This window comes from Granulicella sp. L46 (genome assembly GCF_009765785.1).
In the GTDB taxonomy this organism is placed as follows: domain Bacteria; phylum Acidobacteriota; class Terriglobia; order Terriglobales; family Acidobacteriaceae; genus Granulicella.
In genome coordinates, this window is the sequence record NZ_LMUT01000012.1 from 1,256,666 (window position 1) to 1,282,917 (window position 26,252).

14 protein-coding genes are annotated in these 26,252 nt (G+C 55.2%); 10 read left to right on the plus strand and 4 right to left on the minus strand.

The annotated features are described in order from the left end of the window. Nucleotides 1-78 precede the first annotated feature (78 nt). The gene (locus tag GSQ80_RS14680) at nt 79-1,272 is read left to right on the plus strand and encodes an L-rhamnose/proton symporter RhaT (protein WP_158788314.1); all 1,194 of its coding nucleotides are present in this window, start codon (nt 79-81) and stop codon (nt 1,270-1,272) included. A 560-nt stretch (nt 1,273-1,832) separates the two neighbouring features. Then, nucleotides 1,833-3,329 (plus strand): hypothetical protein, encoded by a 1,497-nt coding sequence (locus tag GSQ80_RS14685; protein WP_158788315.1) that lies wholly within the window; start codon nt 1,833-1,835, stop codon nt 3,327-3,329. A gap of 447 nt (nt 3,330-3,776) precedes the next feature. Here the strand turns inward: GSQ80_RS14685 and GSQ80_RS14690 are convergent, their stop codons facing one another. Then, nucleotides 3,777-5,108, minus strand: coding sequence for an MFS transporter (locus tag GSQ80_RS14690; RefSeq protein WP_254059652.1), 1,332 nt, complete (start codon nt 5,106-5,108; stop codon nt 3,777-3,779). Between the two features lie 55 nt (nt 5,109-5,163). Then, nucleotides 5,164-8,658: a carboxypeptidase-like regulatory domain-containing protein gene (locus tag GSQ80_RS14695; RefSeq protein WP_254059653.1), complete on the minus strand. Its 3,495-nt coding sequence runs from the start codon at nt 8,656-8,658 to the stop codon at nt 5,164-5,166. Nucleotides 8,659-9,409: 751 nt separating this feature from the next. Between GSQ80_RS14695 and GSQ80_RS14700 the strand changes: the two genes are divergently transcribed. The 3 genes from GSQ80_RS14700 to GSQ80_RS14710 all read left to right on the plus strand — a co-directional run bounded on the left by GSQ80_RS14700 (nt 9,410) and on the right by GSQ80_RS14710 (nt 14,528). Continuing rightward, nucleotides 9,410-11,041 (plus strand): glycoside hydrolase family 28 protein, encoded by a 1,632-nt coding sequence (locus GSQ80_RS14700; protein WP_158788316.1) that lies wholly within the window; start codon nt 9,410-9,412, stop codon nt 11,039-11,041. Between the two features lie 18 nt (nt 11,042-11,059). Beyond that, entirely contained in the window at nt 11,060-12,754 is a 1,695-nt protein-coding gene (locus tag GSQ80_RS14705) for a glycoside hydrolase family 28 protein (RefSeq protein ID WP_158788317.1), read from the plus strand. A gap of 94 nt (nt 12,755-12,848) precedes the next feature. After that, nucleotides 12,849-14,528, plus strand: coding sequence for a glycoside hydrolase family 28 protein (locus GSQ80_RS14710; protein ID WP_158788318.1), 1,680 nt, complete (start codon nt 12,849-12,851; stop codon nt 14,526-14,528). Between the two features lie 345 nt (nt 14,529-14,873). Here the strand turns inward: GSQ80_RS14710 and GSQ80_RS14715 are convergent, their stop codons facing one another. Next, nucleotides 14,874-16,142 (minus strand): tagaturonate epimerase family protein, encoded by a 1,269-nt coding sequence (locus GSQ80_RS14715; protein ID WP_158788319.1) that lies wholly within the window; start codon nt 16,140-16,142, stop codon nt 14,874-14,876. 476 nt (nt 16,143-16,618) lie between these two features. On the opposite strand from GSQ80_RS14715, the gene GSQ80_RS14720 reads away from it, so the two are divergent. From GSQ80_RS14720 to GSQ80_RS14740, 5 genes are all read left to right on the plus strand, one after another. Then, nucleotides 16,619-17,710 (plus strand): hypothetical protein, encoded by a 1,092-nt coding sequence (locus tag GSQ80_RS14720; RefSeq protein ID WP_158788320.1) that lies wholly within the window; start codon nt 16,619-16,621, stop codon nt 17,708-17,710. Between the two features lie 86 nt (nt 17,711-17,796). Further along, on the plus strand, nt 17,797-20,205 hold the full coding sequence (locus tag GSQ80_RS14725; RefSeq protein WP_158788321.1) for a glycoside hydrolase family 2 protein: 2,409 nt from the start codon (nt 17,797-17,799) through the stop codon (nt 20,203-20,205). Between the two features lie 178 nt (nt 20,206-20,383). Further along, a complete protein-coding gene (locus GSQ80_RS14730) occupies nt 20,384-22,081 on the plus strand; it encodes a hypothetical protein (RefSeq protein WP_158788322.1) in 1,698 nt (565 codons plus the stop codon). Between the two features lie 253 nt (nt 22,082-22,334). Next, the gene (locus GSQ80_RS14735) at nt 22,335-23,615 is read left to right on the plus strand and encodes an MFS transporter (RefSeq protein WP_254059704.1); all 1,281 of its coding nucleotides are present in this window, start codon (nt 22,335-22,337) and stop codon (nt 23,613-23,615) included. 25 nt (nt 23,616-23,640) lie between these two features. Then, a complete protein-coding gene (locus tag GSQ80_RS14740) occupies nt 23,641-24,660 on the plus strand; it encodes a LacI family DNA-binding transcriptional regulator (RefSeq protein ID WP_158788323.1) in 1,020 nt (339 codons plus the stop codon). Nucleotides 24,661-25,044: 384 nt separating this feature from the next. On the opposite strand, the gene GSQ80_RS14745 is transcribed toward GSQ80_RS14740, so the two are convergent. Next, a complete protein-coding gene (locus GSQ80_RS14745; RefSeq protein WP_158788324.1) occupies nt 25,045-25,929 on the minus strand; it encodes an alpha/beta fold hydrolase in 885 nt (294 codons plus the stop codon). Nucleotides 25,930-26,252: the final 323 nt, after the last annotated feature.

Here is a 26,252-nt window from a genome sequence, read left to right on the forward strand (position 1 = left end):
TATATTTCTTTAAATCGCATGGAGTCGGATACGATAGTAGGCGGCGTGAAGAGTCATCTTGGACTAGATTGAGGACATGTGGGACCGAATCCGTTCATCGGCGTTATCTATCACTGGATCGGTGGCTTCGCATCCGCCACAAATTTTATTCCGTTTCGCGGTATCAAACGCTGGTCATGGGAGGTCTATTGGCTGATTCAAGGCTTTGCCGCGTGGATTATAGCGCCGATCGTTTTTGCCGCCCTCTTCGTGCCGAACCTTTCGGTAATCCTTACGAGCGCACCACGTTCCAGCATTTGTTATGCGCTCTTGTGGGGAGCTCTTTGGGGAGTTGGTGGTCTAACCTTCGGTCTTGCCATTCGCTATCTTGGTATCGCATTGGGATACGCGATCGCGCTCGGCCTTTGCACCGCTTTCGGGACCTTAATTCCACCCATCTATGATGGGTCCATACACACGATTCTGCATGAAACTTCCGGACAAATTATCCTCGCAGGCGTGCTCCTCTGCGTGATCGCCGTCGCCGTCAACGGCCTTGCCGGTCTTTCAAAAGAAAGCGAAGTCACCCCTGAGGAGAAGGCAGAAGCCGGTGAAGCCGACTTCTCATTCGGCAAAGGAATTGCGGTCGCCATCTTCGCCGGAATCATGAGTTCCTTTTTCGCCTTTGGCCTGAAGGCGGGGGCGCCTATCGGAGCAATCGCGAGATCCGTACTGATAGCCCATCGCCGCCTCGATCTCTGGCAGAATCTCCCTGTCCTCGTGGTAGTTCTATGGGGGGGATTCATCACGAACTTCATCTGGTCCGTGATCTTGATTGTCAAAAATCGCTCGGAACGCCAGTTTCTGGGAGCGCCTGGAAACAATCCAATGCGAGCCGGTGCAGTCTCTGGAAAGACCTTAGCCGAATTCGATCCTCTAGATCGAGCTCAGCACCGGATAACAACGAAGACGCTTCTGGCGAACTATCTCTTTGCAGCTCTTGCCGGCGTCATTTGGTACTTTCAGTTCTTCTTTTACTCCATGGGCCAAACGAAGATGGGAAAGTATGACTTCTCCAGCTGGACGCTCCATATGGCATCCATCATCATCTTTGCCACTCTCTGGGGCCTTGCTCTCAAGGAGTGGCGCGGTACTAGTCGCCGAACCAAACTGCTAGTTGCGACCGGCCTCTTCCTGCTCGTGAGCTCTACGGTTATAGTTGGTTACGGTAATTACCTCAAGGCAACTGAACCAATGACCCACGCAAGCTGGCAACACAGGCCGGCGCGCTGATAGTCCATTCTTCTGAATAGACTCATTGCCCCCGACCTACCGACCTTGATCGATAGAACGGGCCGCGCAGATCCGCGTTGGTTATCGACGATCGTGCCTCGCGGTATTCAGCAACCCAAACGAATTGGCACATGAGTTGCACTGACTAGATCCGGCAGACGTGCATAGTAAGGCGATACGTTTTCGCGTCGGGGATTCCTTCTTTAGGTTAGGCATCGGAACATGCGTCTCGGCGCTCCCCTAAATCCCCCAGAACAATCTTCGCGATCGATGTGCCCATACTCGGGCGACCCCGCATGCGCCCAAGAGATTGACACTGCGCCTGTTCCACCGCCGATTTGGAAGCCGTACTCAATGCGTCTAACGATAGCAATTCTGACTAGGCAACAGTGGCTCGAACCTATCGAGGTGTATTTCGAATGGAGCGCATAGGTCACGCGTTCCATCAACTCTTGAAATATGTTTTCTATTGACAGTTATATGTTTGCGATGGTACACCGTCTACCTCATATGAACTAGTTACATATGAGAAATGAACAAATGGGAATATGGAGGAAATCATGGACCAGAAATCTCTCGTCCGGCAGTCAATTCTGTTTTTGTCTGCCGCGTCTTTGCTAGTCCTGTTCAGTGGTATCGCGCACGCCTCAACGGCGTCTGGCCCCAGAGTGGTGGGCAACGCGGGAGTCTACAACTATTCTCCGTCCGTTATCCAGAACGGAAATGTGCAGCAGTTCTGGTGGTGTGGCGAGGGGCAGAATCCCCAAAATCCAACGCAAACCTCGGACACCATCCAATACGAATCGATCAATTTGAGCACCGGGGCCACGGTCGGCCCGGAGTCCGTATTGGGAGAAACTCCCGGCGGGTGGGATTCTGTTTATACCTGCAATGCGCAGGTGGTGGAAGGTGTGTTCACCAATCCCCTGGGCAACGGCACCAATTACACGTATGCGATGTATTACACGGGAACGGCCCAGGCAAACGGCACCCTCAATTCGATTGGGGTTGCGTTCTCCAATGACGGTATCAACTGGGCCAAGTATCCGAACCCAGTGATCTCGTATAACCCAAACGACACCGCATACGGCGTTGGCCAACCCGCTGCTTATAACGCAAACGGCGCCGCTGCCATCACGGTGTTGTACGAGGACACCTATCCGACCGAGAGCCATGTTGAGGCAACCTCTACCGATGGCATTCACTTTACGACGCAGGGAACGATTACCACCAACGGTTTGAGCCAGGTGCAAATCGCCGGACAAAGCTCGGCCGGCGCTGTTACCTGGGGCAACGCAGCGTACGACGACGTGTCGGGAGACTGGTATGCCGTCTACAACATGGCAGGCACCCGCCCTCCTTCGACTGTCGGCGGAGTGACGGAACGTGGCGGAGCGGGTGTGATCGTGTACCGGATTCCGGCGACATCGTTGCTGACCGGTTCGACGCCTTGGCAGCAGATATTTACCGTCGACACCAACCTCACCGGATACGAGGCGAATTTCATATCCGGATTTCTCCGGGATATCTACGGAAACGTAAATGTCAAAAACGCATACCCCGATATCGAGATCTATACGTCTGCGTCGATCCCTCAACCGGCCTGGGATGCAACTCCGGCGGATCGAGGGAACTCGGGCAACACGAACCAGTGGAACATTGCTTGGGAGCTCTGGACGCCTAATCAGCTGCTCGTTCCGTTCAAGCGCTTTTACAACAACACAGTGCACGAAGTGACGACGGGATGGATCGATCCGAACGGAGGATTTTCTCTGCAATCGACGCTGGCATATTTGTATGAAAGCCCGCAAGGCTCGTCAACGCTCCCCCTCTATGGTTGCGTCGCCGGCAATGACGACTATTTTGTGTCTCCATCCTCTAACTGCGAAGGTCAGATTTTTCTTGGGATCGAGGGCTATGTTTCGTCCAGTTCAGGCTCGGGTCTAGTCCCACTCTACCGCTGCTTTACAGGGACGGATCATTTTGTGAGCCTCGAAGCAAATTGTGAAGGCTATACAACTGAATCTCTACTCGGCTACGCAAATTCGCAACAATAAACTGAACCGTCGAAAGGTCCGGCAGACCACGTTGGGCCTTTCAATTGTTGTTTTTTTGGCATTGGAGAGCAAAGAGGGGAGTTGTCGCGTCCGCCTCCCGATCTATCTCCGTTGTAAAGTTGCGTCGCTCGGCCTTGTCCCGGATCTCGTGTGCCGTGCAGTTTCGCCCCAATTCTGCAAAACATGCACAGAGATGATCGCCGTATAAATGCCTTTCGTCCAATTTTTCTTCTTTTTCGTGTTGATGAGAGGCAGTCACACGGGAACAGCGAACGTCTTGACTGCATCAAGAAGAGACCAAGTTGGCTTCAGTAGCTCCGCTCGAAGCTTCGCCATGTTCCATGGGGAAATCACCCAAGAAGAAGAGAAACTCAGTGCCACCATTAAAAATGCGGGTCAAACGGACGTTCGGGCTTGCGTCTTCCAGTGCCTCGGGGCGGCGCTCATCTACGAACTCGCGGATATACCTAAATCATTCTGGATTCGTTCCCCAACATTCATATGGTCTTTGAGCCCAGCCGCGTGGACTATTGCTGCCAACGCCGTAAAGCTTAGCGCAAGGGAAAATACCCCGCTACACTGCCAGTGCGTCCAAGCCTTCGTGGCGAGCCAAGATCCGATTGCTCCCCCTAAGAAGTAGACCGTCATATAGACAGTATTGATACGACTCTTGGCCGAAGGCATCAGCCCGAAGATACGGGTCTGATTTGCAACCTGTGTGATTTGAGCTCCGACGTCAAGGATCACGACGCCTACGATGAGAACCGCAATATGCGCGATTCGCGGTATCACGACTTCTTCTCCGCCCCAGAGAATCATATAAGAGGCTGCTAGAATCGCAATCCCTCTCGTCAAACCATATCGCGATCCAAAGTCATCGCACTTTCGTCCTGCAAACGGCGCAATGAACGCGCCGGCGGCGCCGACCAGCCCAAACGTACCGGCGGTTCCGGAACCAAGCTTATAGTGGCTCTGCAATAAAAAGATAAACGTTGTCCAAAAGCAGCTGAACGAAGCAAATACTAACGCCCCGATCACGCAACTCTCGCGCAGCAGCACTTGCTTGCGAAACAAAGTCCACAGCGACACCATGACTCTGCCGTAATTCAGACGTTCCCTGGGGGGCAGCACTGGCATGAAAGCGCGCAATATGGGGACAAACGCTAGATTGATAACGGCAGCGAGTAGAAAAACGGACCGCCACCCATAGATCTTGCTTACCCAACCAGCGAAAGTACGCGCAAGCAAAATGCCGAGGAGCAAACCGGTCATTACGGTACCTATTGCCTTGCCCCGGTCGCCTTGGGAAGCGACCTCCGATGCCAGTGGAAGGACAACGTGGGTCACCGAGGCCATAGCCCCAACCAGCGCACTGGCAATAATCAAAAGCTGAAATGTAGGGGCGAGAGCCGCTAGGAGCAGTGCGAGGGCTACGCCGCCGAAGAGTCGCGTTACCAGCTTTCGGCGTTCGCGGACATCTCCGAGCGGAACGAAGAAAAGTAATCCTCCTGAATATCCGATTTGGGTTGCCATCGCAACCAAGCCGATATGTGCAGGAGTAGTGAGAAAGGTTTCTCGCATCTCCAGAAGGAGCGGCTGATTGTAATAAATAGAAGAGACGCCGATGGCGCAAGCCACTCCTAAGAAAGGAATGAGGCGTGTCTCAGAAGCAACGGATTGACGTGCCGTACATGTTCCCACGAAAACCTCGCTGTTAAGTCTGAAAAGGCAGGCTGCTGCATTGTCGGGGCGCATATCTGCTAAAAAAATGCTCCGCAAGCTTGCGCCAACGGAGCAGATCAGGAGGCAACTTGCTGGTACGGCGATCGTCCAACTAGAAGGTCAGTTTGACAACGCCCTGGAAGATTCGAGCTGCCGAACTGCCGGAGATCTGGCCGAACGTTGAGGAAGTTAATGATGTTTGCGGGGTGTTGAAGTTTGGGTGATTCAGAACATTGAACGCTTCCAGACGCAAGGTTAGATTTAGGCGGTCATGGATGGGAAAGATTCGGGAAACCTGAGCATCGAACTGATACGACGGGATACCGCGAAGGGAGTTTCTAGACTCGGTGCCGTAGCCTCCTTGCGGAACCGGATTTGTACAGGGATTGCTTTTGGTGGGCTGCGAACAGAAAGCGAGGGGATTGAGATAGGCGTGTGTGCTTGGATTAACCAGGATCTGTTGTTTGATATAGATGGGGACGCCCGGGACCACATTCGGCCTATCCTGGCCGATATCCGTAAGGGAATTGTCCACGCCTGCCCCAACGCTGAAGGGTGCCCCACTTAGGATATGGGTCAGAGGTGCGACCTCCCATCCATTAACAACGGCTTTGGTGAAGCGGTTGGTTATAGCAAAGTTGCTCTTGACGACCAGAACGATGTTTACGATGTGGCGATAGTCGGACCCGCAGGGGCCGTAGTCCAGGTGGGGGTTGAGTGGATCCGACACGGACGTCGTCGACACATCGCCTGACGCATCATTCTCATTGAGACACTTCGACCAAGTGTAGTTGGCAAGAAGGCTGAAGGTTGAGGAGAGGCGATGCTGCACCGTGGCAATCATGCCATTGTAGTTAGCAATACCCCCATCGCCCACCAGGGTTGCACCGCTTCCCCCACCAGCATATTTGGGACCCGATACGGGATTCTGTTGGGTGAGAAAAAAGCGTGCCGCTTGATTAGCAACGGTGGAACATGGTGTTCCCGCGGCTCCAGGGGCCACGCCCGCCGGACCTGTCCGAACTACTCCGGCGCAACCCGCCCCACCCGATCCCCAGATGCCAGGAACATAGGTGGCGGGGCTAAGCGCGATACCTTGTGCAATGTGATTGGTCTTGTTTCCGATGTAATCAAGTTGAAATTCCCATCCCCGGCCAAGTTTCTGCTGGAGGCTAAGCGTCCACTGCATCGTTCTTGCAACCTTGAAGTGGCTGGGTAAAACCTCATAGTCCGACTGCAGTGGGAATACAGCATCCGCAGGGCTCGCGTTATCGGGCAACGGGAAGGGGTCTCCGACAATGGTGCCCACCGCCCACGGGTTGGCAAACGTAAGGGGACCGGACGATGAGGTAGGAGCCTGGGCGATTGACGTAGCAAAGGGCGGATTCTGGGTGGTGCGCTCGTTAGTGAACCAGTTTGCCTCGTCATAGATATACTCGGCCCCAGCGCGGACTACGGTATCGCCCTTGCCTGTCACGTCATAGGCAATTCCCACGTTGGGAGAAAACTGGAAAGGCGCGTTTTGGGTGAATTGCCGGGTCACTCCAGGGTCACCGTAGAAGAAGGTACCCGCCGGGGCGGTGGGATACACCACGCTTACCTGGTTTGCTTGAAGAGCGGCCAGGCTGAAAGTTGTGCCCCGGTTGAAGACGTCGACGGGAAAGTAGTCCGGCGACCATCGGATGCCAGCGATCGCAGTGAGTTGTGGCGTCGCGTGAAACGTATCCTGCACGTAAAGGCTTGGGATGTTCCCGCGCAACGCGTTGCCTTGGGTCTTGCTCTGAGCGAAGGCGCTCATTGCCCCCATAAGGAAGTCCAGATTGTTGTCTCCGGTCTTCTGTGGGCCGCTGGGGTGTGGCCCATTAATGCTGTAGTTGCCGCTGAAGGTGAATTGGCCGTTACCGCTGGCAATATTCGTAACGTTGAGCTGATTGTGGACGATCTCTCCGCCGAAGACGATCTGGTGCTTACCTCGCACCATTGTGACTTCGTCCTCCACTGCAAGGAAGTTGTCGTTGAACTGCGCGACCGCGCAGGTGCCGCAGCCCAAAGTAAATTTGCTGCCTACTGAGAGATAGAGGCCCGCATCCGCGGCTTGGTAAGCGGTCACGCCTAGATCGGTGGCGTTGATGTCGTTTTGGTTATAGCCGCGGTCATTGCGTCTGCGCGCAAGGGTAATGTGAGCTGAATTGACGGTGCTGGAGCTGAAGGTATAGTTCTCGCCGAGGACGAAGCTCTGCACCCGTTCTGAGTTGCCGGATTGCGTAGTGATAAGGATATTAGTGGGAGAATAGAACGCTGGCGATTGGTACCCATCGATAAAGTAGCGCCCGTAGAGGTTATTTTTGGCGTTGATCGTGTAGTCGACGCGGGTGACGAACTGGTTATCGGAGGTTTGCGAGGGAATGGCATAGAGGACGAGACCGTTAGCGGCAGTAGAGGTCGGAAGCATCTTGACTAGCGCAAGCGCCTGGGGACTAAACAACGTGGGACTGATCTGATTGCCGGGTAAGGGAGCTCCGGTCAGAGGATTTACTAGTTGGACGGTGGGATCGCTTTGGGAAAAGTTCCCCAAGAGATTCGCCTGGCTTGGAACATAGGCGGTCGTGCTCGCCTGACTCTGATCGGCCTTGGTACGCTGATATCCCGCGAAAGCGAAGAGTTTATCGCGTAGGATCTTTCCGCCGAATGTACCGCCGTATTGATTCTGGTGCAAAGAATCTTTGGGGCTACAGGTCGTCTGGGGAGCGACCGGAGTACAACTGGAGAAAAAATTCGTGGCGTCGAGATAGTTGTTGCGAATGAACTCGAACGCCGATCCGTGGTAGGTGTTGGAACCGGAGTGCGTGACGACATTGACCAGACCGCCCGAGTGCTCACCGTTCTGCGCGCCAAGAGCGGTAGATTCGACTGAGAACTGGCTGACAGCATCCGGAAAGGGGAAGGGCAGGTTGCCATTCGACATGTAATCGTTATTGTCGCCGCCGTCGAGTTTCCACTGGGTTGTGTTTCCTTGGCCGCCGGCGATTGAGATAGCGATCGCAGCGTAGCTGGCTTTGCTCCCGGTGATAGAGTCCCCTCCGGAAGCCGGCGTGGCACCACCCGAGAGCACGATGAGCCCGGTCATCTGGCGACCGTTGAGAGGCATCTCGGTAATCGCGGTTGAATCGATGGTCTGCTTGAACGAAACGTCCTCGGTCTGGAGCGCCAGACCATCGGCAGCCACCTGCACCGTCTGTTCCTGGCTGCCAACGGTCAGTGTGGCGTTGATGGCGATATTGCTACCCACTTCGAGCACGTTGCCGCTCTTGACATACGTCTGGAATCCCTTTGCTGATATCGAGGCGTCATAGGTGCCGATGCTGATGTTGGGGAAGGTGTAGGTGCCGCTGCTATCACTTTGGGCTACGCGTTTCACGTGGGTGGCGACGTCCGTCAAGGTGACGATAGCGTTGGGAATCAAGGCTCCTGTCGGGTCCTGCACAGTGCCCTGGATGGTTCCGGTTCCGGCAACCTGGGCTTGTCCGGAGATGGTCAGCAAGAAAAAAAGCACGCCCGAGAGCGCTTGCAGCATATAACCGAGCCGCGGTACGCGCGCTGTTTTCATGTACCCACGTATCTTCACGAACTTGATAAGCTGTTTGCCTCGGCCAAGCCGTTGCCGATAGAGCTCTGACTCCGGTCCGAGGGACAGTGGTGCACTCTTGGATCCATAGGCAATTGGTGTTACGAGTTGCATTGTGAAACCTCCTGAAGAAGGCTGGGTCCGCCAAATGGATCCGTTACCTTCCAGTGCGGCAGCTTTTTTTTGGCAATGACAACGATGTCATCATGCTTGATGGCAACCTGTATACAAAGAACGATCAACCATTGTCAAGCAACGCGAAGTCTCGACCGAAATACGGTGAAGAGTCTTGGCCGGTTAGGTCATTGGAGGGTGTCTTTCGGCACACGCTTTCTTCGATCCACCACCGGCAGATTTATCCCCACGAGAGATGTCGGCCTCTCGCAGCGTGAGCTTTAGCGCTCTATGGGTGCTCACGCATTCACATGACTGATATACCTTCCTCGAATGAGAACGCGCCAGTGTGGCACCGTGCAGTGCAGCAGTCGTACGAGGGGTTTAACCATTCCGCGCACTCCTATAGGAACGAGAGAATGTCCGAACCACAAGATAACGGAACACCTATCATTTTGACTGATTGACTCTTTCCATGAATTCACTGTAGATTTTGACGTATTGCTTGACAGCGTTGTCACAGCCGCGAGGCAACTGACAAGACCTTCTGCTCCGTCTACCTTTACAAAAACCGAACAGGGCTCGCTTTTATGGTTCATTGTATAAACCGAGGTACTTGATGTTCCGACGTGATCTTCTCAAACTCTCGCCACTTGCCATAGTATCTGCCGCAGTTGGTCATATAGCCCTCGCCCAGACACCAGAGACATCTGCGACCGACGCTCTTTACGATGTGCGGCGCTACGGCGCCACAGGCGACGGCAAGACGGTGGACACGCCCGCAATCAACAGAGCTATCGAAGCTGTGGCTTCCGCCGGCGGGGGCACCCTCCTCTTCCCTGCTGGGACGTACGTCTGCTTCACCATCCAGCTCAAATCGAAGGTCGATCTCTATCTCTCTCCTGGATGTACGATCCTCGCCGCCGACTCACCCAAACCCGGCGAAGCTACTGGCTACAACGGGGGGGTCTACGATCCCGGCGGCCCAGCCCAACCCTGGGAGGGCTACCAGGACTACGGCCACAATCACTGGGCCAACTCCCTCTTCTACGGCGAGGGAATTAACAACTTCTCCATCACCGGCCCGGGGCTCATCCACGGCAAGGGCCTCTCGCGCGGAGGATACGGCAGCGCTACGGGCCCTGTCTTCATGGCTGAGCAGCCCGGCGCCGGCAACAAGACCATCGCACTGAAAAATTGTCGCAACGTCCTGCTACGTGACTTCTCCGTCCTCAAAGGCGGCCACTTCGCTTTGCTAGCCACCGGCGTCGACACGCTCACCATCGATAATGTCCTCGTCGACACCGACCGCGACGGCTTCGACATCGACTGCTGCCACAACGTTCGCGTCTCCAACTGCACCGTCAACTCGCCGTACGACGACGGCATCTGCCCGAAATCCAGCTACGCCCTCGGCTACGTCCGCACCACCGAAAACGTCACGATCGCCAACTGCTTCGTCACTGGCGCGTACGTCATGGGTAGCGTCGTCGACGGGACGTGGAAGAAGTCCGTCCGCGGCCACGGCAACGGCCGGATCAAGTGCGGCACCGAATCGAACGGCGGCTTCCGCAATATCTCCATCTCCAACTGCGTACTCGAAGGCTCGAAAGGCATCGCCATCGAGACCGCCGATGGAGCGTTCGCCGAGGATATCGCCATCTCGAACATCACCCTCCGCGACACCGACGATGCCCCTATTTTCCTTCGCCTCAACCGCCGCAACCGCGGCCCCGCCGAGACCATGCGCCCCGGCACCCTGCGACGCGTCCTCATCTCGAATATCGTCAGCTACAACTCCGCTTCAATCGCCGCCCCCATCCTCTCCGGAATCGCGTCCAACTTCATCGAAGACGTCAAGATCAACAACTGCTACTTCGCTAACGCCGGCCTGCCCACGACCGTGGGCTCAGGTGACCGCGCCAAGCCCTTCCCCGACTGGCACACCCTTCAGGTTCCCGAGATCGAAGATGCCTATCCCGACCCCAATCGTTTCGGCCCCACACCCTCCAAGGGATTCTTCATCCGTCATCTCAAGAACCTCGAAATGTCGCACGTAGAGATCGCGTCGTCCGCTCCCGATCCCCGGCCTGCGTTCTGGCTCGAGGATGTGCATCGCGCTGACTTCTTCGCAATCACCGCCCCCGCGCAGCCCAACTTCGTCCTCCGCAACGTCAGCGATTTACGCATCTTTTGGTCGCGGGCCGCCAAGGATACGACCTTCGACCAGGTAGCCAGTCAAACCATTTAGACAGAATTGGGACTCCTAATGAATCGTCGCGCAGTCCTACAGCTTCTGAGCGCAGCCGGGATCGCTCAGGCCGGTGTGGTATTTGGGGCCGCCCCCCCGGTAGAGCCCAATATTTTATTGCTTCGGCCGCAGAACTTCGGCGCAAAGGTTGACGGCACGTCACTTGATTCTCCGGCCATCAACGCAGCGATCGATCGCGCATACGGCCAGGGCGGAGGTCTGGTCTACCTCAGTCCCGGCGTCTACCTATGCGGCACGGTAGTCCTCAAGAGTAACGTCACACTGTACCTCGAAGCCGGAGCTACCATCCTCGGCAGCAAGGATGTCAAGCAATACAGTGCGCAGGCGGGGCCCCCGGAAAACGCCGATGCAAGCACTCGCCACCTGATCTTTGCGAAAGATGCCGACAATATTACCGTTTGCGGTACCGGTCTGATCGACGGGCAAGGTCCTTCGTTTTGGATTCCATCGGGCCGTCACAAGTACAGTCCCGATGAGCAGTGGGCCGATGTCGCGTCACTCTACTTCAAGCCGAAGCCACGCGTTTCGCCCATGCTCGAGTTCGTAAACTGCCGTCATCTTCACGTAGAGCAGGTGCGGATCGAGAACGCTTCCGGCTGGACGATGCGCCTAATGTCCTGCGTCGGTGTCGTGGTCGACGGCGTCTCCATCAAGAACCCAGTTTTCGGACCCAACACCGACGGCATTGATATCTCAAACTCGAGCGATGTGCGCATCGCGAACTGCTCTATAGACACCGGTGACGACGCCATCTGCCTCAAGAGCGAGAATCCTTATGGCGATAGTGTCCCCGTGATGCGCAACGTGACAGTGACCAACTGCACGCTTTCCTCGTGCTGCAACGGTTTCAAATTCGGTACGCGCACCTACTCGGGCTGCGAAAATATCGTCTTCTCGAACTCCACGATCCACAATGCGGCAGAAAGCCCGCTCAACTCGAGGGTCATCGCTGGTATCTGTCTTGAGATGGTTGACGGGGGATGGCTCGAAAATGTTGTGATCACCGGTATCTCAATGCAACGCACACGCACACCAATTTTTCTGCGGCTTGGCGCGCGGACAGCCCCACGCGTAGGAGGCCGTACGTATATGCGGGGACTGATGATCAGCGACATTTATGCGACCGGGGCGGTACTTACTAGCTCAATCACCGGCCTACCCGGCATGCACGTTGAGGATGTGACCCTATCGAACATCCATATTGAGACCCAAGAGCCAGGGAAACGCGAGTGGACCGAGCGCGCCATCCCGGAGGTTCCGCGCGACTATCCGGAATCACGCATGTTCGGCAGGCTGCCGGCGTACGGCATGTACGTGCGACACGCTACCGGGATTCGCATGCAGAACCTCAAGTTTATGTCACTTGCGACCGAGCAGCGGCCAGCGGTGGTCTGCGATGACGTTATCTCTTTGGAGATCGCCGGGCTGCGTGTTGCCTTGCAGGGAAACGAATCTCCCGTGATCGATTTGCGGCAGACAACGGACGCATGGATTCGCGATGGTCGCGCCCCTATTGATTCGCCTAGTTTGGTTCACGTGACTGGTAAAGATTCAGCACAAATCCTAGTAACGGGCTGTGACCTAATAAGAGCAAATCAACCTGTAACGATAGGTGCGGATGCCACCTCGGCCAGCGTGACGCTGGCCAACAACATCCTGCGCACGCAGAAGACCCAAAATGTCAATGGATGATGGTTGGAATCTGTAGGCTCGAAGATCCTTTTAGCTACCGCGGCATTGTCTAGCCGCTCAACACAACGCCTGCAACTGGCAGTGAAAGGCACCGATGAATCGCAGAGAAGCGCTCGCCCTAATTGCCACGTCAGCCGCTTTCTCAACTGGCGTTGCGTACGGAGGCGACCAGAGAAATGGCCAAGTAGACGCTTCCCCCGGCAACGTCTTTACTCCGCGCCAGTTCGGAGCTATCGGCGACGGTAAGGTGCTTGATTCGGTTGCGATCAATTCGGCGATTAACGCTTGCAACAAGGCAGGCGGGGGGGTTGTTTATTGTTCTCCGGGTAAATACCTCTGCGGTACGGTGGAGCTAAAGAGCAATGTAACCCTGTACCTGGAGGCGGGAGCGGTCATTCTGGGCAGTACGGATGTCAAGCAATACACGCCGAAATCTGGACCGGATCCGAACTCGGACGCCGGGCAGGGTCACCTCATCTATGCTCGGGACGTTGAGAACGTAAGCATAGTCGGCCCCGGCAAGATCGATGGCCAGGGACACAGCTTTTGGACTCCGTCGAATCGAACGCCCGTACCGGACAATGAGAGGTGGTCGGACGCGAGGCATCTGGATTGGAAGCCCAACGCCAGAATCTCTCCAATGGTTGAGCTAGTGAACTGCACCAACCTGCGGCTAGAATCCATTGAACTCACCGGTGCATCGGGTTGGACGCTCCGTCCGATCAACTGCACTAGGGTGTTCATCCAAGGGATAATCATCACGAACCCGGCCATTGGTCCCAATACTGATGGCATCGACTTGACGGGGTGCCAACATGTCCTCATCTCGGACTGTTTTATTGACACAGGCGATGATGCGATCTGTCTCAAGAGTGAGAACCCGTACGGCAACACGCCGCGACTCTCCAAAAATATCTCGGTGACCAACTGCATTATTACCAGCAGTACAAACGGCTTCAAAATCGGCACCGCAACTCAGGGCGGGTTCGAGAACATCACCTTCTCCAATTCGACAATCGTGAGCAGCGCCCCAGACATTGCTTCTCGCATGATTGCCGGAATCGCGATCGAGGTGGTCGATGGAGGATGGATCGACGGTGTCGTAATTAGCGGCATTCAGATCCAGGACGCGCGAGCTCCTCTTCTGATCCGACGAGGAGATCGCGCCAATCCCTTCCCTGCCGCCAAGGCTGGACTTCGAGGGGTCTTGATCGATGGAATCCACGCAACCGGCGCCATTTTGACTAGTTCCATCACAGGAATTCCAGGAATGGACGTCGAGGATGTACGACTCTCTGACATTCACATCGACACCGTCATGCCAGGCAGCAAGGAATGGCTTCATTCGACTATACCCGACGTACCTGGGGACTACCCGCAGTCGCGCATGTTTGGCTGGTTGCCCGCATCCGGCCTTTACTGCCGGCACGTGCGAGGCTTGAGCTTGCGAGACGTCAGCTTCACTGCGCCCGCGGAGGAGTGGAGGAACACCATGATTTTCGATGACGTTAGTAAGCTCAACATCAATGGCTTTATGACCACGCCGGCAAGCGGGGGTGTGCCGCCGCTTGCATTGACCGACGTACAGGACGCATGGATCACCGGTGCATCCGCACCTACAAATTCCAGTTCTTTGGCGAGAATCGATGGACGCGACACGAGGAGCATCTTGTTCACAGGTTGCGACGCTCGAGCAGCGGAACAACTGGCAGTCATTTCAAGCGTTGTAAGAGCTGCTGCCGTTCGTGGCGAGTTCAACGTCGCGCGTGAGTGAGGCTAGCTACCGCAGTAACTGGACTCTCCGCCCCTCTACGCTGAAGGCCGCAACATTCATCGCTCTTCCCGCGGCTTTGAGGATTGGAACTCCAAACATCCACGCTCGCGCGGCACTCGCAACCAAGTCCCCTACACTGCAAGACGAGGATGACAGCCGGATGTATGGGTTTGGTCGGTCGGGAATAGTCTCTAGCTAAACGGACACGACGCGGACCTGAACTACGGCGCGCGAGCTGCCGTGTTGAGGATTATGATGACCGAACCGCATCCAGACCGTCGTGAGCAAGCCGAACAAGCCCACCGGGATGTTCGCCGACTACCGTCCTAACTCCAAAGATCTGATTCATTTTTCGCCAATGAATACCGGAACGATATGGCGGTCATACAGATTGCTGGTGACATTCCTTGAAATCACAGGTTCGTTTTGTTTGATTAGATCTATATATTGCGCTTTTAGGTCTGCGGCAACCTTGAACCCGACATGCAGAAGTTGGCGCAGGTTGACGTCGTACGAAGCGGAGTCCTCGTCGTGACGAAGCGCGGATGCGAACTGCTCGGAACTCCATCCGGCTACCGTTGACGGCTTCGGCAACTTCGACTCATCGATGTCGATAACAGTGGCATACGGTAGACATAGCTTAGCGCGAAGCGACCAGGCACTCGAGTAGATCTCCTTCGCGAGATCAAGCCCCTGGCCGCCAGACTCAGCCAGACCGATCAGCTCTTCAAGCCACGTCGTTCCAGCAGTTTTCAGATGTATCCCTGAGTCGAACTTCTGCATAGCTGTGTGAATCATGGGGTAGATCGAGAATTTGTCGCTGCCAGAGTGCACGCTCAGCTTCAAATTACTGGGAAGACCGAACTGGTCAATTGCAAACGCGATCGCGGCGAAATCAAGGTCTAACTCGCGTTTGAAGACTGCGGCATCGCCTATGTAATCCACACCTTTATGAAATTGCCCGCTGAACTTCGGAGCAATTGTCTGAACGGGTATATTCTCATCCTTGATCGCAGCCAGGATCAGGAGTAACTCGACTGGTGATTGCGACGAATCCGTTTCGTCCATGGAGATCTCGGAGATGAAATTGCCAGGACCTTTCGCTGATTCGATCTTGCGGTAGACAAGCCCCGCTTGTTGCACGGCAGCGAGAAACTTTTCAGCCACTTGTCGCAAAAGTAGCTCCGTGATTTCGAAGGTTTCGTTCACGCCGGGCAACGAGATGTTGCCAACAAGGCGTTTGTGGCGCTGAACGAACGCATCAATTTCACCCTCTTCGCTTTTTTTGCCGATGAAATCGGCCACATCGATAGTATAAAAATCGCAAGCTGCGAGAAATCCGCCTACTGTCTCGAGGTTGATGTGGTCGGCGTCACAAAAGTATGACTTGGTCCATTTCAATTCGCGAACCGCTTCATCTGCTGACTTGCGAGTTTCAGCCGGCTGCGATCCAATAATCACGTGTTCGCGATTCGACTTATTCCACACCGGAACGACTTCGATACCTGCATCCGCTGCCAACACGCATGCTTGAAGCTGAGCCTTGGCTTGATGGGCGAAGCGATCGCCCATCCCAATAGAGAATTTGCCTAGTATTCGCGCGGTTCTATTCATTTACTTCCCTTCTGCGGCTTTTGGATACTGAAACCATAAGCACTCCGCGGCACGTGGGCGCGCAGCTTCGTCAGAGCGAAAAACCCGGAATCTTGCTCTAATCGCCGAACGATCCCTTCCGCCGTCACTGCTCCTGCCATGAAGCCTCCGCCACCATTGCTCGCTGGAAATAGCCCGAGATGTATTTGTCCCGACACTTAAACGTTAGTTTCCAACCGATGTTGACGAACGGACTGGTAGCCGCGTAACCTTCTGCCTGAACCTTTTGACATCGTTGTCAACAGAACGAAGTGTAACAAAGAACGGTATTGCTGACTCCGAAAATCGTCTGATACGAGCCGTTACAGGTGGCTAATAAACGCACATGCTCGGATTGGCGGCCGAAGAAAGCGATGTTTCGGCGACAACACCGAACGATCCGAAAGTCTCCCCAAGCTGTTTCGGAGGCGACAAGAATCCAATACTTCTGGAGATATATGCAACACCTGTACCGAATTAAGCAGACTGGGACCGTCCTCGTGTTTGGACTCGCTCTTATTACTTCACTTGCTCTGGGGCAAACTCTCCGAAGCGACAACGACACAAACAATGGTCCACTGATAAAGGTTCTTCCTCGTTTCGAGTCGCCCTCTGTACCAGGGATGAGCCCGGAAGAGGTAGAACCACCGAATTTTCATCCTGGGACGCCCCAAACTGACGATCTTCCGGGAAAAGGAATGGCTCAACATCCGATGCTTTACATCGGTGAGGGCTATAACAAGATGTTCCTGGTGAACCATGGCAAGGTCGTGTGGACCTATTCCACTGGCCCCGGGAATGAGTACGACGATGTTTGGATGCTATCGAACGGAAACATCTTATTCACACGGATGCAATACATCGCCGAGATTACTCCAGAAAAGAAAGTGGTCTGGCGTTACGATGCGGTGCCCGGCACCGAGATTCACGCCTGTCAACCGATCGGCAAGGACAAGGTTCTCTTTATCGTGAACGGTCTCCCTCCCCGGCTCATGGTAGTGAATATCAAGACGCATGCGGTGGAGGTCGACCATGTGCTACCTGCAATGAGTGCGACCGACCCGAAAAGTGTGCATGCACAGTTCCGTCGTGTACGCTACACGGCCCAAGGCACATACCTGCTGCCATTCTTGGAAATGAACCGAGTCGTCGAGTACGACAAGAATTTCAAAGAGATATGGTCCTACGACATCGCGAAACCATGGGCGGCCATTCGCCTGAAGAACGGCAATACACTGATCACAGATGAAAGTGACGTGACGACACAGGAAGTGAATCCAAAGAAGGAGACTGTCTGGGAGGTTTCGAAGGCTGATATTCCAGCTCAATATTGGTATGGCAATTCCCAATCCGTCACGCGACTTGCGAATGGAAACACCATCATCTGCTCGCGCGGTGGAGACCACCACGGTCCGCAGCTGGTGGAAATAACTCCAGACAAAAAGGTGGTGTGGGTTCTGCAGGATTGGCAAGACTTCGGACCTGCAACCGCGGTTCAGGTGCTTGATGAACCTGGCATTCCCGAACAGCCAGGGGACTCGTTGCACTAGAGGCAACGATCGGATTGGGAGGACCGGTACGCACCGCAATAACACTGATCAGCTGGTATCTGAGACAGACCATTCTGGAGAGACAATTGCTAAGACGGGACTTCATCAAGACCACCGCCTGTATTCTTGCTGCATCCAAGTTGTCGGCCAACGACGCCCTTCCACATACTCACGACCCAGAGTCTCGGGCCGTGTTCCCTATCAATCGCAACTGGCGCTTTCATCCTTCAAGGGTCGAAGGAGCGCACTTGCCCGACTTCAACGATTCTGCGTTCGAAAAAGTCGTAATTCCTCACACGAATGTGAAGCTGCCTTGGCATAACTTTGATGACAAAGAGTATCAATTCATCTCCACCTACCGTCGTCGCTTTCAGTATCCAGCGGCTGCGAGGGGTATGCGCGTGTTTGTCGACTTTGAGGGCGCAATGACGGCCTCTACAGTCTGGATCAATGGTGTACCGCTGGGAGAATACAAAGGAGGTTTTACTCCCTTCTCCTTTGAACTGACACCTCATTTGCGCGTAAATGGGGAAAACGTCCTTGTCGTTCAGGTCGACTCCACGGAACGTGCAGACATTCCGCCATTCGGCCACGACATCGACTACATGACGTTCGGTGGCATTTATCGCGAGGTCTCGTTGCGCATTGTTCCGCATACTTATATCGACAACATTTTCGCGCGCCCGACCGATGTTCTCAGCGATGAACCGTCGCTCAAAGTGGACTGCATGCTCGCGGGTGCGCCTGGGAGTGAAGCGCTTACACTCGAGGTTGAATTACGCGATGGAACTATGCTCATCGCGAAGAGGTCACAATCTGCGAAGATATCAGACGCCGCAGATCCAAACGCTTCGCTGAATCCAATAACCAGCGCACCAGTCCATGCTGGCGCAGAGACCGTGACAGACCCCGGACGAAACGTCGTTTCCCTCGACCGGCTAGAAACGATTAGACTTTGGAATTTGCAGCAGCCGACGCTGTACACGGTCCATGTGCGTTTATTGCAGGATGGTAAGGAAATCGATAGCGACGTGCGGCGGATCGGTTTCCGGGAAGCCAGATTCACGGATGGCGGTTTCTCACTTAACGGGAAGATCGTAAAGCTGCGGGGTCTAAACCGGCATCAAACTTTCCCTTTTGCGGGACAGGCGATGCCGGCGCGCGTACAGCGCAAGGACGCCGATATTTTGCGCAAGGACCTGCATTGCAATATCGTCCGGACATCACACTATCCCCAATCCCGTCATTTCCTTGATCGATGCGATGAGATCGGTTTGCTGGTTTTTGAAGAGATTCCCGGCTGGCAACACGTCGGTCCGGAAGCATGGAAATCGGCGTCCATTGACAACGTCGGCCGCATGATTCGCAGGGACTGGAACCATCCCTCAATTATTCTCTGGGGGGTTCGAATCAATGAGTCTTCCGATGACCACGACTTTTATACTCAAACGAACGCGCTTGCGCACGCGCTCGACCCGACGCGCCAGACCGGCGGTGTTCGTAACCACGGCGATTCGGAGTTACTCGAAGATGTCTTTACGATAAACGATTTCGGGTTTCCACTTCGGAAGCCAAATCATCCTCTGTACCTCAACACAGAGTTCATCGGCCACACATACCCCACGAAGACCACTGATGATGACGAGCGTCAACGCGAACACACGTTACGCCACGCGCGCGTACATGATCAGCTGGCCTCCGACCCGCGGTACGCCGGCGGCATCGGCTGGTGCGCCTTCGACTACAATACGCACGCGAATTTTGGGGCCGGCGACAGAATTTGTTACCACGGCGTCACGGATATCTTCCGCGAGCCGAAAGCCGCTGCCGGGTTCTACAAATCACAGTGCGATCCGTCGGAAGAGATCGTCCTCGAGCCTGCATTTCACTGGGCCAGCAGTGACGAGTCCGTGGGCCTCACAAAGGCTGTTATTTGTTCGAACTGCGATCATCTTAAGATCTATATGCGGGAGATCGGTCTTGAACCAAATCCCTGGAAACTGGTCGCCGAGCTCGACCCCGAACGAACGGAGTTTAATCATTTGGCCTATGCTCCCTTTGTCTGGAGCTACGACAAGACCGACTTCGAGCAACTCGGGTTCCGCTGGGGTGATCTTCGCATCGACGGCTTTATCAGGGGCCGCCAGATGATCTCGAAGTCTCTCTCGGGCCGGGAGGTCGACCTCAAATTCTCGTTTCGCCCCGACGATACTGTGCTTCTTGCCGACGGTGCAGACTCAACCCGCGTGGTTCTGCGAGTAACGGACGAGTTTGACGCCATCCGCACTTACGCCAACGATCCTGTTGTCTTTACTCTCGAAGGACCAGCGGAGATCATTGGGGACAATCCTTTTGCTTTGATCGGCGGGACGGGTGCTATCTGGATCCGCGCAAGAGAACAGGCGGGATCGATTCACCTAACGGCCAAGCACCCACGGCTTGGATCGCAATCGATTGCTTTCGCTTTGCATGCGGTGCCAAGCGAGGTCGTATAGCGCTGTCAGGTTAGTTTCGCTGATGCGGTTATGTTGGACTTGTTTCGTGCCGCATTTGAATTCCCTCATTGGACATGTGGCCAGTCCGCCCGTTCCCAAAGCTGTTCGAGAATAGCTTTGGGGAGTACCGGACCTCTTTGGCAAACACGCATGTGGCTGGGAAATGTACCGGAGGACAATGGCAAACCGCAGGGATTTCTTGAAAACGGCTGTAGCAGCGACAGTATCGGCGATACCAACGACCGCATCTGGACTCCATGCCATCTCCGGAGCCGGTACGAAGAGCCGAGGAATTGATCTCTTGCGTGCCCCGAATCATGTGAGCGCCAGATTCGGGACGATGGACGTGGTGCGAATGCAATATGCTGCCCGTGCTTGGACCTGTCTTGGGGTTCGAGTCTCGGCGGAGCCGATACAGGCAGGCCAAGGTATCGAGCTGCCCGTCCGTGTGATCAATGAGGGGAAAAATCTTACTTATCTTCATCTCCGCTGGGAAGGTACTGAGGGCGACGCACCGCTCTTGCTCGGCGACGCCTGGGAGAGAAGCTACGGCGATCTCGAGTGGCGAGGGATCGTCCCGGAGCGGGTCATGCCGTGGTACTTCCTTACCTTTGATGGAGCACATGTCAATGGGTACGGGGTGAAGACGCAACCCTCGGCATTTTGCTTTTGGCAGAGTGATCCCGAAGGAATAACCTTGTCCATCGACCTGCGTAACGGGGGAGAAGCTACCGAATTGGGTGACAGAGAGCTCAATGCGTGCACTGTGGTCACGCGCATGGGGACGAAGGGTGAGACTATTTGGCGTGCCGGGAAAGAATTCTGCGGACTCATGTGCCGAACACCCCGCTTACCCGAGCGGCCTCTATTCGGGGTCAACGACTGGAATTACGCCTATGGTAAAAACACCGCTTCGGGCATCCTCAGGGACGCGGATTTGATCGCTTCGCTCGCGCCATCAGGCAAAGCGCGTCCCTATGTAGTTATTGATGACGGGTGGCAGGATACGGCCCGCTTTCCAAGCATGCCCGATCTTGCGGCTCAGATTCGCAGCCGTGATCTGCTCGCAGGCCTTTGGATTCGACCGCTGAGACCAGGCAGCGAAGTAGATTCCTTATGGCTGCTTCCCGACAATCGCTTTGGGAAAGCTTCGCCCCATAATAATTTGGCGCTCGATCCGACCATTCCTGAGGCTCTTGGTGAGGCTATGAAGAGTGTCCTTCAGGCCACCGAGTGGGGATATAGCTTCATCAAACACGACTTTTCGACCTACGAATTGTTCGGACGCTGGGGATCGGTGATGCAGGCCCAGGTGACCACCCCGGGTTGGCATTTTCACGACAGGTCGCGCACGAATGCAGAAATCGTGCGGGACCTTTATCAGGCTATCCGCGCCGCAGGCGGGGAACAGGCAACGATCCTAGGGTGCAACACGATCGGTCACATCGCCGCCGGAATCTTCGAGTCACAACGCATAGGCGATGATACGAGCGGACGGGATTGGGAGAGGACCCGACGCTTCGGTGTCAACACTCTGGCACATAGAATGGTCCAGCATCGCACCTTCTCACATATCGATCCGGACATTGTTGCAATGACTTTGGCCGTAGATTGGAGGGAGACCAGCCAGTGGATGGATGTGGTAGCAAGGAGTGGCACTTCCCTCTTCCTCTCGCCCGATCCGTCCGCGATCACATCAGAGATCAAATCAGCGATGAAAGACGCGATGGCGCTTTCGGCCCAAGCGGGACAAGGATTTCCACTTTATCCAACGACCGGCACAACTCCGACTCAATGGCAGTTTCCGAATCCGAGTCGTGTCGATAAGACATATGACTGGTGTGGTCGGCAGGGTGCAACCCCGTTTGACGTCTAGGCTCGCGCCGAGCGATCTAGACAATATGCTCTACCGTCGCGAAAAGTATCAGAGACGTCGGTTTATCCGCCTGTAGATGGGGATCATATACAGGAAATCAGCAAGATAACGTTGTCTATTCCGGTTGAAACTTATACGATCCAATTCGAGCGAGTGAAGGCGAGAAGTGTCGGTCGCAGGCATCGCCATTTCTGTGAAGCCCGGACGTACATAAAATGGGGCAACTGGGGCATTTCTGCTAGATAAACGCCTGATCGCTGCAGCATTCGTTGGCTCGCTCGGCGGGCTCGTCTTTGGATGCGATCTCGGAGCCCTTTCTGCCGCGACCGCGGGTCTTCGGGCCTTCTTCAATCTTTCCCCGTGGGCCTTCGGTTTTACGGTTTCAGCGTCTGTCTGGGGTACTGTAGGCGGTTCCGCGTTTGCAGGGAGATTCGCAGATAAGATCGATCGGCGAAGTCTTATTGCGTCGTGTTCTGTTCTCTACGCGCTCGCCGCAATCGCCATTATGTCGTCGGCGTCGTTGGGATGGTTATTTGTCGTTGGCATGCGGATCGTGTGCGGGATTGCGGTCGGCGGATTCACCGTCGGATGTCCACTTTACCTTTCTGAAATCGCTCCAGCCAAAATGAGGGGGCGAGTAGTAGGGTTCTTTCAGGTTCAGGTTGGCGCGGGCGTGATCGCGGCGTTCTCGGGAGGCGCATTGATTGCGCACACGGCAGCTGCGAGTGCGGCGTGGAGGTGGATTCTCGGATTGGGGGCTTTGCCGGCCGTGGCGTTGCTCGTTCTGGTTCGCTTTATGCCGCAGATTGAACACAACTTTTCCAGCAATATAATAGGCCTGAAACCATTATTAGCTGAGCCTCCTTTCCATTGCCGCCCACCTGCTATCGATCAAAAGCTCTTTCGAAGGAGGAACACGCGTCTCATCTTGGTGGCGACGAGCATCGCGGTATTCAATCAGCTGTCTGGCGTTAACATCCTTCTTGTTTATATCCTGGAAATTCTAGCTAGTGCGGGCATGAGCCTTTCTTTAGGTCACACGTATACTGTCCTGATTTCGTTTCTCAGTCTGTTTACAACCTTGGCCGGCATGGCTTTTGTTGACCGCTTGGGACGTAAGCCTCTTTTGTATATCGGTTCCGCCGGAATGGCCGGTTGCCTACTCATGCTGGCTGTAGCAATACCACATCACTTAGTTTCTTTGGTGTATGTATCTATCCTTGTTGCCTACAATGCCTTTTTCGCGTTTTCTCAAGGAACCGTCGTATGGGTCTACCTCAGTGAATTGTTTCCACCGGGCCTCAGAGGCGTGGGTCAAGGGTACGGATCTTCGGTTCACTGGGTCGCTAATGCTGTGCTGATCTCCATATTCCCGAGCGTGCAGCATGCTTCGAATGTCCGAATCTTCTACATCTTCGCTCTCATGATGGCCTTTCAGATCGTTGTCATTTGGCTTTGGTATCCCGAAACAAAGGGAACCGCTCTGGGATCGGTCCTAGCAGCAGGCGGCGAGGGAGACCATAGACTTCGTTAGAGTTTGCGAATAGATTGGCTGAGAGATGGCTATCAAGAAGACCCAGGTTCCCACGCTTGTGGACGTTGCTCGAGAGGCGGCCGTCTCCTTGAAGACGGCTTCGCGCGTGCTCAATAACTCTAAGAACGTCAGCGAGGAAAAGGCTAACGCGGTACGGGCTGTTATAGAGCGGCTCGGCTATCGTCCGAACGAACTGGCCCGTGGGCTAAAAGCGCAAAGATCTGCAGCCATTGGAATGATCGTACCGAATCTCTCTGATCCATTCACTGCCAACGCGGTGCATGCTGTTCAGGAAGTGGCCCGGGCGAACGGATATGTCGTGATTTTAGCCAGCTCAGGTGGCGACCCGGAATTGGAACGATCTGAGATTGTGAGTCTGGTGGGTCGGCAGATAGATGGTCTGGTAGTTGCTCCAGCGGACAGCCGGAAAGACTCATTCGGCGATATCATCCCCAACGGTGTTCATGTTGTCACATTCGACCAGTTGCTCCGGCGTGCTGATTTCGATTCTGTGACCGTGACGAATCGTCGCAGTGCGCGGGAGGCGACTGAGCATTTGGCACTCCACGGCTACCGTAGGATCGTCGCGATCGGTGCTCGACCCCACCTTTATACCTGTCAGGAGCGAGTGGCTGGCTACCGCGCGGGAATGAAGGCCGCGTCTCTTGAGGCCAGAGTCTGTCTGGTCGAGCACGAAAGCATACTAACTCCTGCATGGCTGCGCGGGCAGGTTCTTGGGGCTCAACGGGCTGATGCCATCTTTACCTTGAACTGGGTCTGCACTATGCTGACCCTGCGAGGCCTGCGCAAATTGGGGATAACGGCAGGGCGAGACATCCCCATGCTTTCCTTTGACGACTTCGATCTTGCGGACATGTTGACCCCCGGGCTCTCGGCTGTTCTTCAACCTGCTGAGATGCTCGGACGAGAAGCTGCAATGTTACTCTTTGAGCGTTTGAAGGGCCGGCCAGGACCATCCCGATCGGTGGTATTGCCGACGACATTGAATCTTCGCGAGTCCTGCGGGTGTGACCAACAACACTAGCGCTCGGCGTCTATGCCGGTCCTGGATGGCGAAGTATCCCTCACATAACTCGATGCTTGACCTCTCGCGCTTGACCGACGTAAAGATTGCGTCCCGGCAAAATGCGAGTCGGCAAGAGGTCACGACTCACCTATTACACTGAGGCCGTCCTTTGCCCGACCGGGCGGAAGTCGCATGCTCGGGCGCTAACAGCGATGGCTGGATTGTGCTGGGTACAACCGATTTCGCCACCCGAAACACTGTTATGCCGCCACCTGCTACAACGTTATGCCGTCGGTGCGAACGCACCATCCGCGCTGAAGACGAGCACACGAAATCGCAATTGGTCGAAACCCCGTTCATAGGACAAAGTCTACGGCCAGCGTTGTAGCGGCAGATTGAGGCTTATCTCTGGAGGGCCTCGAGAATGTCACGGATGTGATTGCAGGGAGCAGACAAATGCCCTTCATCCGGCCATATCTCCAGTGTGGCGTCGGGGATTTGAGCGATGTACCGTTTGACGAGAGCGAGGGGAACGTTACGATCCAGCCCGCCATGGAACGCTCTAAAAGGCACGCGGATCTGAGTGTGATCAAAGCCGAATGGACGCACATACATGCGTGCATCCCATGCTGCGCCCCTAGTCCCGGAGCTCAAGGCCTCGGCGATCCCCGCTGATGTTGCCTTCATTCGCCCTGGGGCTGAAAGGGCTGCAACATCCGGCAGCGGCAGCATGGCATGAAGCCTCTTGAGGTCACTTTCGGATGGCGATTCTGATTGAGCGGCAGCGCCTGATGTCCGCATGGTCGTGAGCAGCAGCCGTAGTCCCAAAGGAAAGAATCGAGCCAGAATCCAGAAGAGCCGGTTGACGAACGGCAGGTTCGCTTTCACCTCTGGTGCGTCCATTCGCCATGCCCCCGAAACAACTGCGGCGACGGTGACTCTCTGCGGCAGCAATGCTGCGCAAGCCGCTACATACGGTCCTCCGCCGGAGTTACCTAGGAGCGCGAAGTTCGGCCAGCCCAGATGATCGGCGAGATGCGCAATGTCTTCCGCCCAGTCTGTGAAGCTGCGCTCGTTCTGCCATGCAGAACCACCTATTCCGGGCCGATCCGGCGCGATGATACGAAAGCCCGTAGATGCTAGCTCATCGCCGAACATCCCAGGTTCGAGGCGGGACGATGGCGAGCCATGGAAGTAGAACATCGGCAAGCCATCCGGAATTCCGTACTCTGCGTAGCAGAGCTTCCGGCCAACGGGAAGGGTTAGTTCTGCATTTGTACCGCTCATGTTCTGGTAGTTTACCCTCCGGTTGGAGCCAATTGAGGTTCCTCGACCCTCTACGAGTGCGCCCGATCAATGATCGTGTTCAGCTACCCATGAACCGAACAGCCCGAAGAGCAAAGTCCCGCGAAAGTCGGCTTTTGATCAACTTCGAATTGCGCTAGTCGATGGCTAGCGGGATTTGGGCGAAACGGCCGGCGCGATAACTGTGCAGTGTCCGGCCGCGGGTGGCGGCATAACAGTGCGGCCAGCAGATTGAACATTCCTACAGCCTCCCTCCGGAGAACGATACGAGATCAAATTCTTGGATGCGTTCACCCACGCGAGAC

Bases quoted from the DNA above. Each gene is read 5' to 3' on its own strand.
- GSQ80_RS14695 (WP_254059653.1), bottom strand. From the start codon at position 8,658: ATGAAAACAGCGCGCGTACCGCGGCTCGGTTATATGCTGCAAGCGCTC.
- GSQ80_RS14730 (WP_158788322.1), top strand. From the start codon at position 20,384: ATGGCAAACCGCAGGGATTTCTTGAAAACGGCTGTAGCAGCGACAGTA.
- GSQ80_RS14715 (WP_158788319.1), bottom strand. From the start codon at position 16,142: ATGAATAGAACCGCGCGAATACTAGGCAAATTCTCTATTGGGATGGGC.
- GSQ80_RS14700 (WP_158788316.1), top strand. From the start codon at position 9,410: ATGTTCCGACGTGATCTTCTCAAACTCTCGCCACTTGCCATAGTATCT.
- GSQ80_RS14710 (WP_158788318.1), top strand. From the start codon at position 12,849: ATGAATCGCAGAGAAGCGCTCGCCCTAATTGCCACGTCAGCCGCTTTC.
- GSQ80_RS14745 (WP_158788324.1), bottom strand. From the start codon at position 25,929: ATGAGCGGTACAAATGCAGAACTAACCCTTCCCGTTGGCCGGAAGCTC.
- GSQ80_RS14685 (WP_158788315.1), top strand. From the start codon at position 1,833: ATGGACCAGAAATCTCTCGTCCGGCAGTCAATTCTGTTTTTGTCTGCC.
- GSQ80_RS14740 (WP_158788323.1), top strand. From the start codon at position 23,641: ATGGCTATCAAGAAGACCCAGGTTCCCACGCTTGTGGACGTTGCTCGA.
- GSQ80_RS14705 (WP_158788317.1), top strand. From the start codon at position 11,060: ATGAATCGTCGCGCAGTCCTACAGCTTCTGAGCGCAGCCGGGATCGCT.
- GSQ80_RS14720 (WP_158788320.1), top strand. From the start codon at position 16,619: ATGCAACACCTGTACCGAATTAAGCAGACTGGGACCGTCCTCGTGTTT.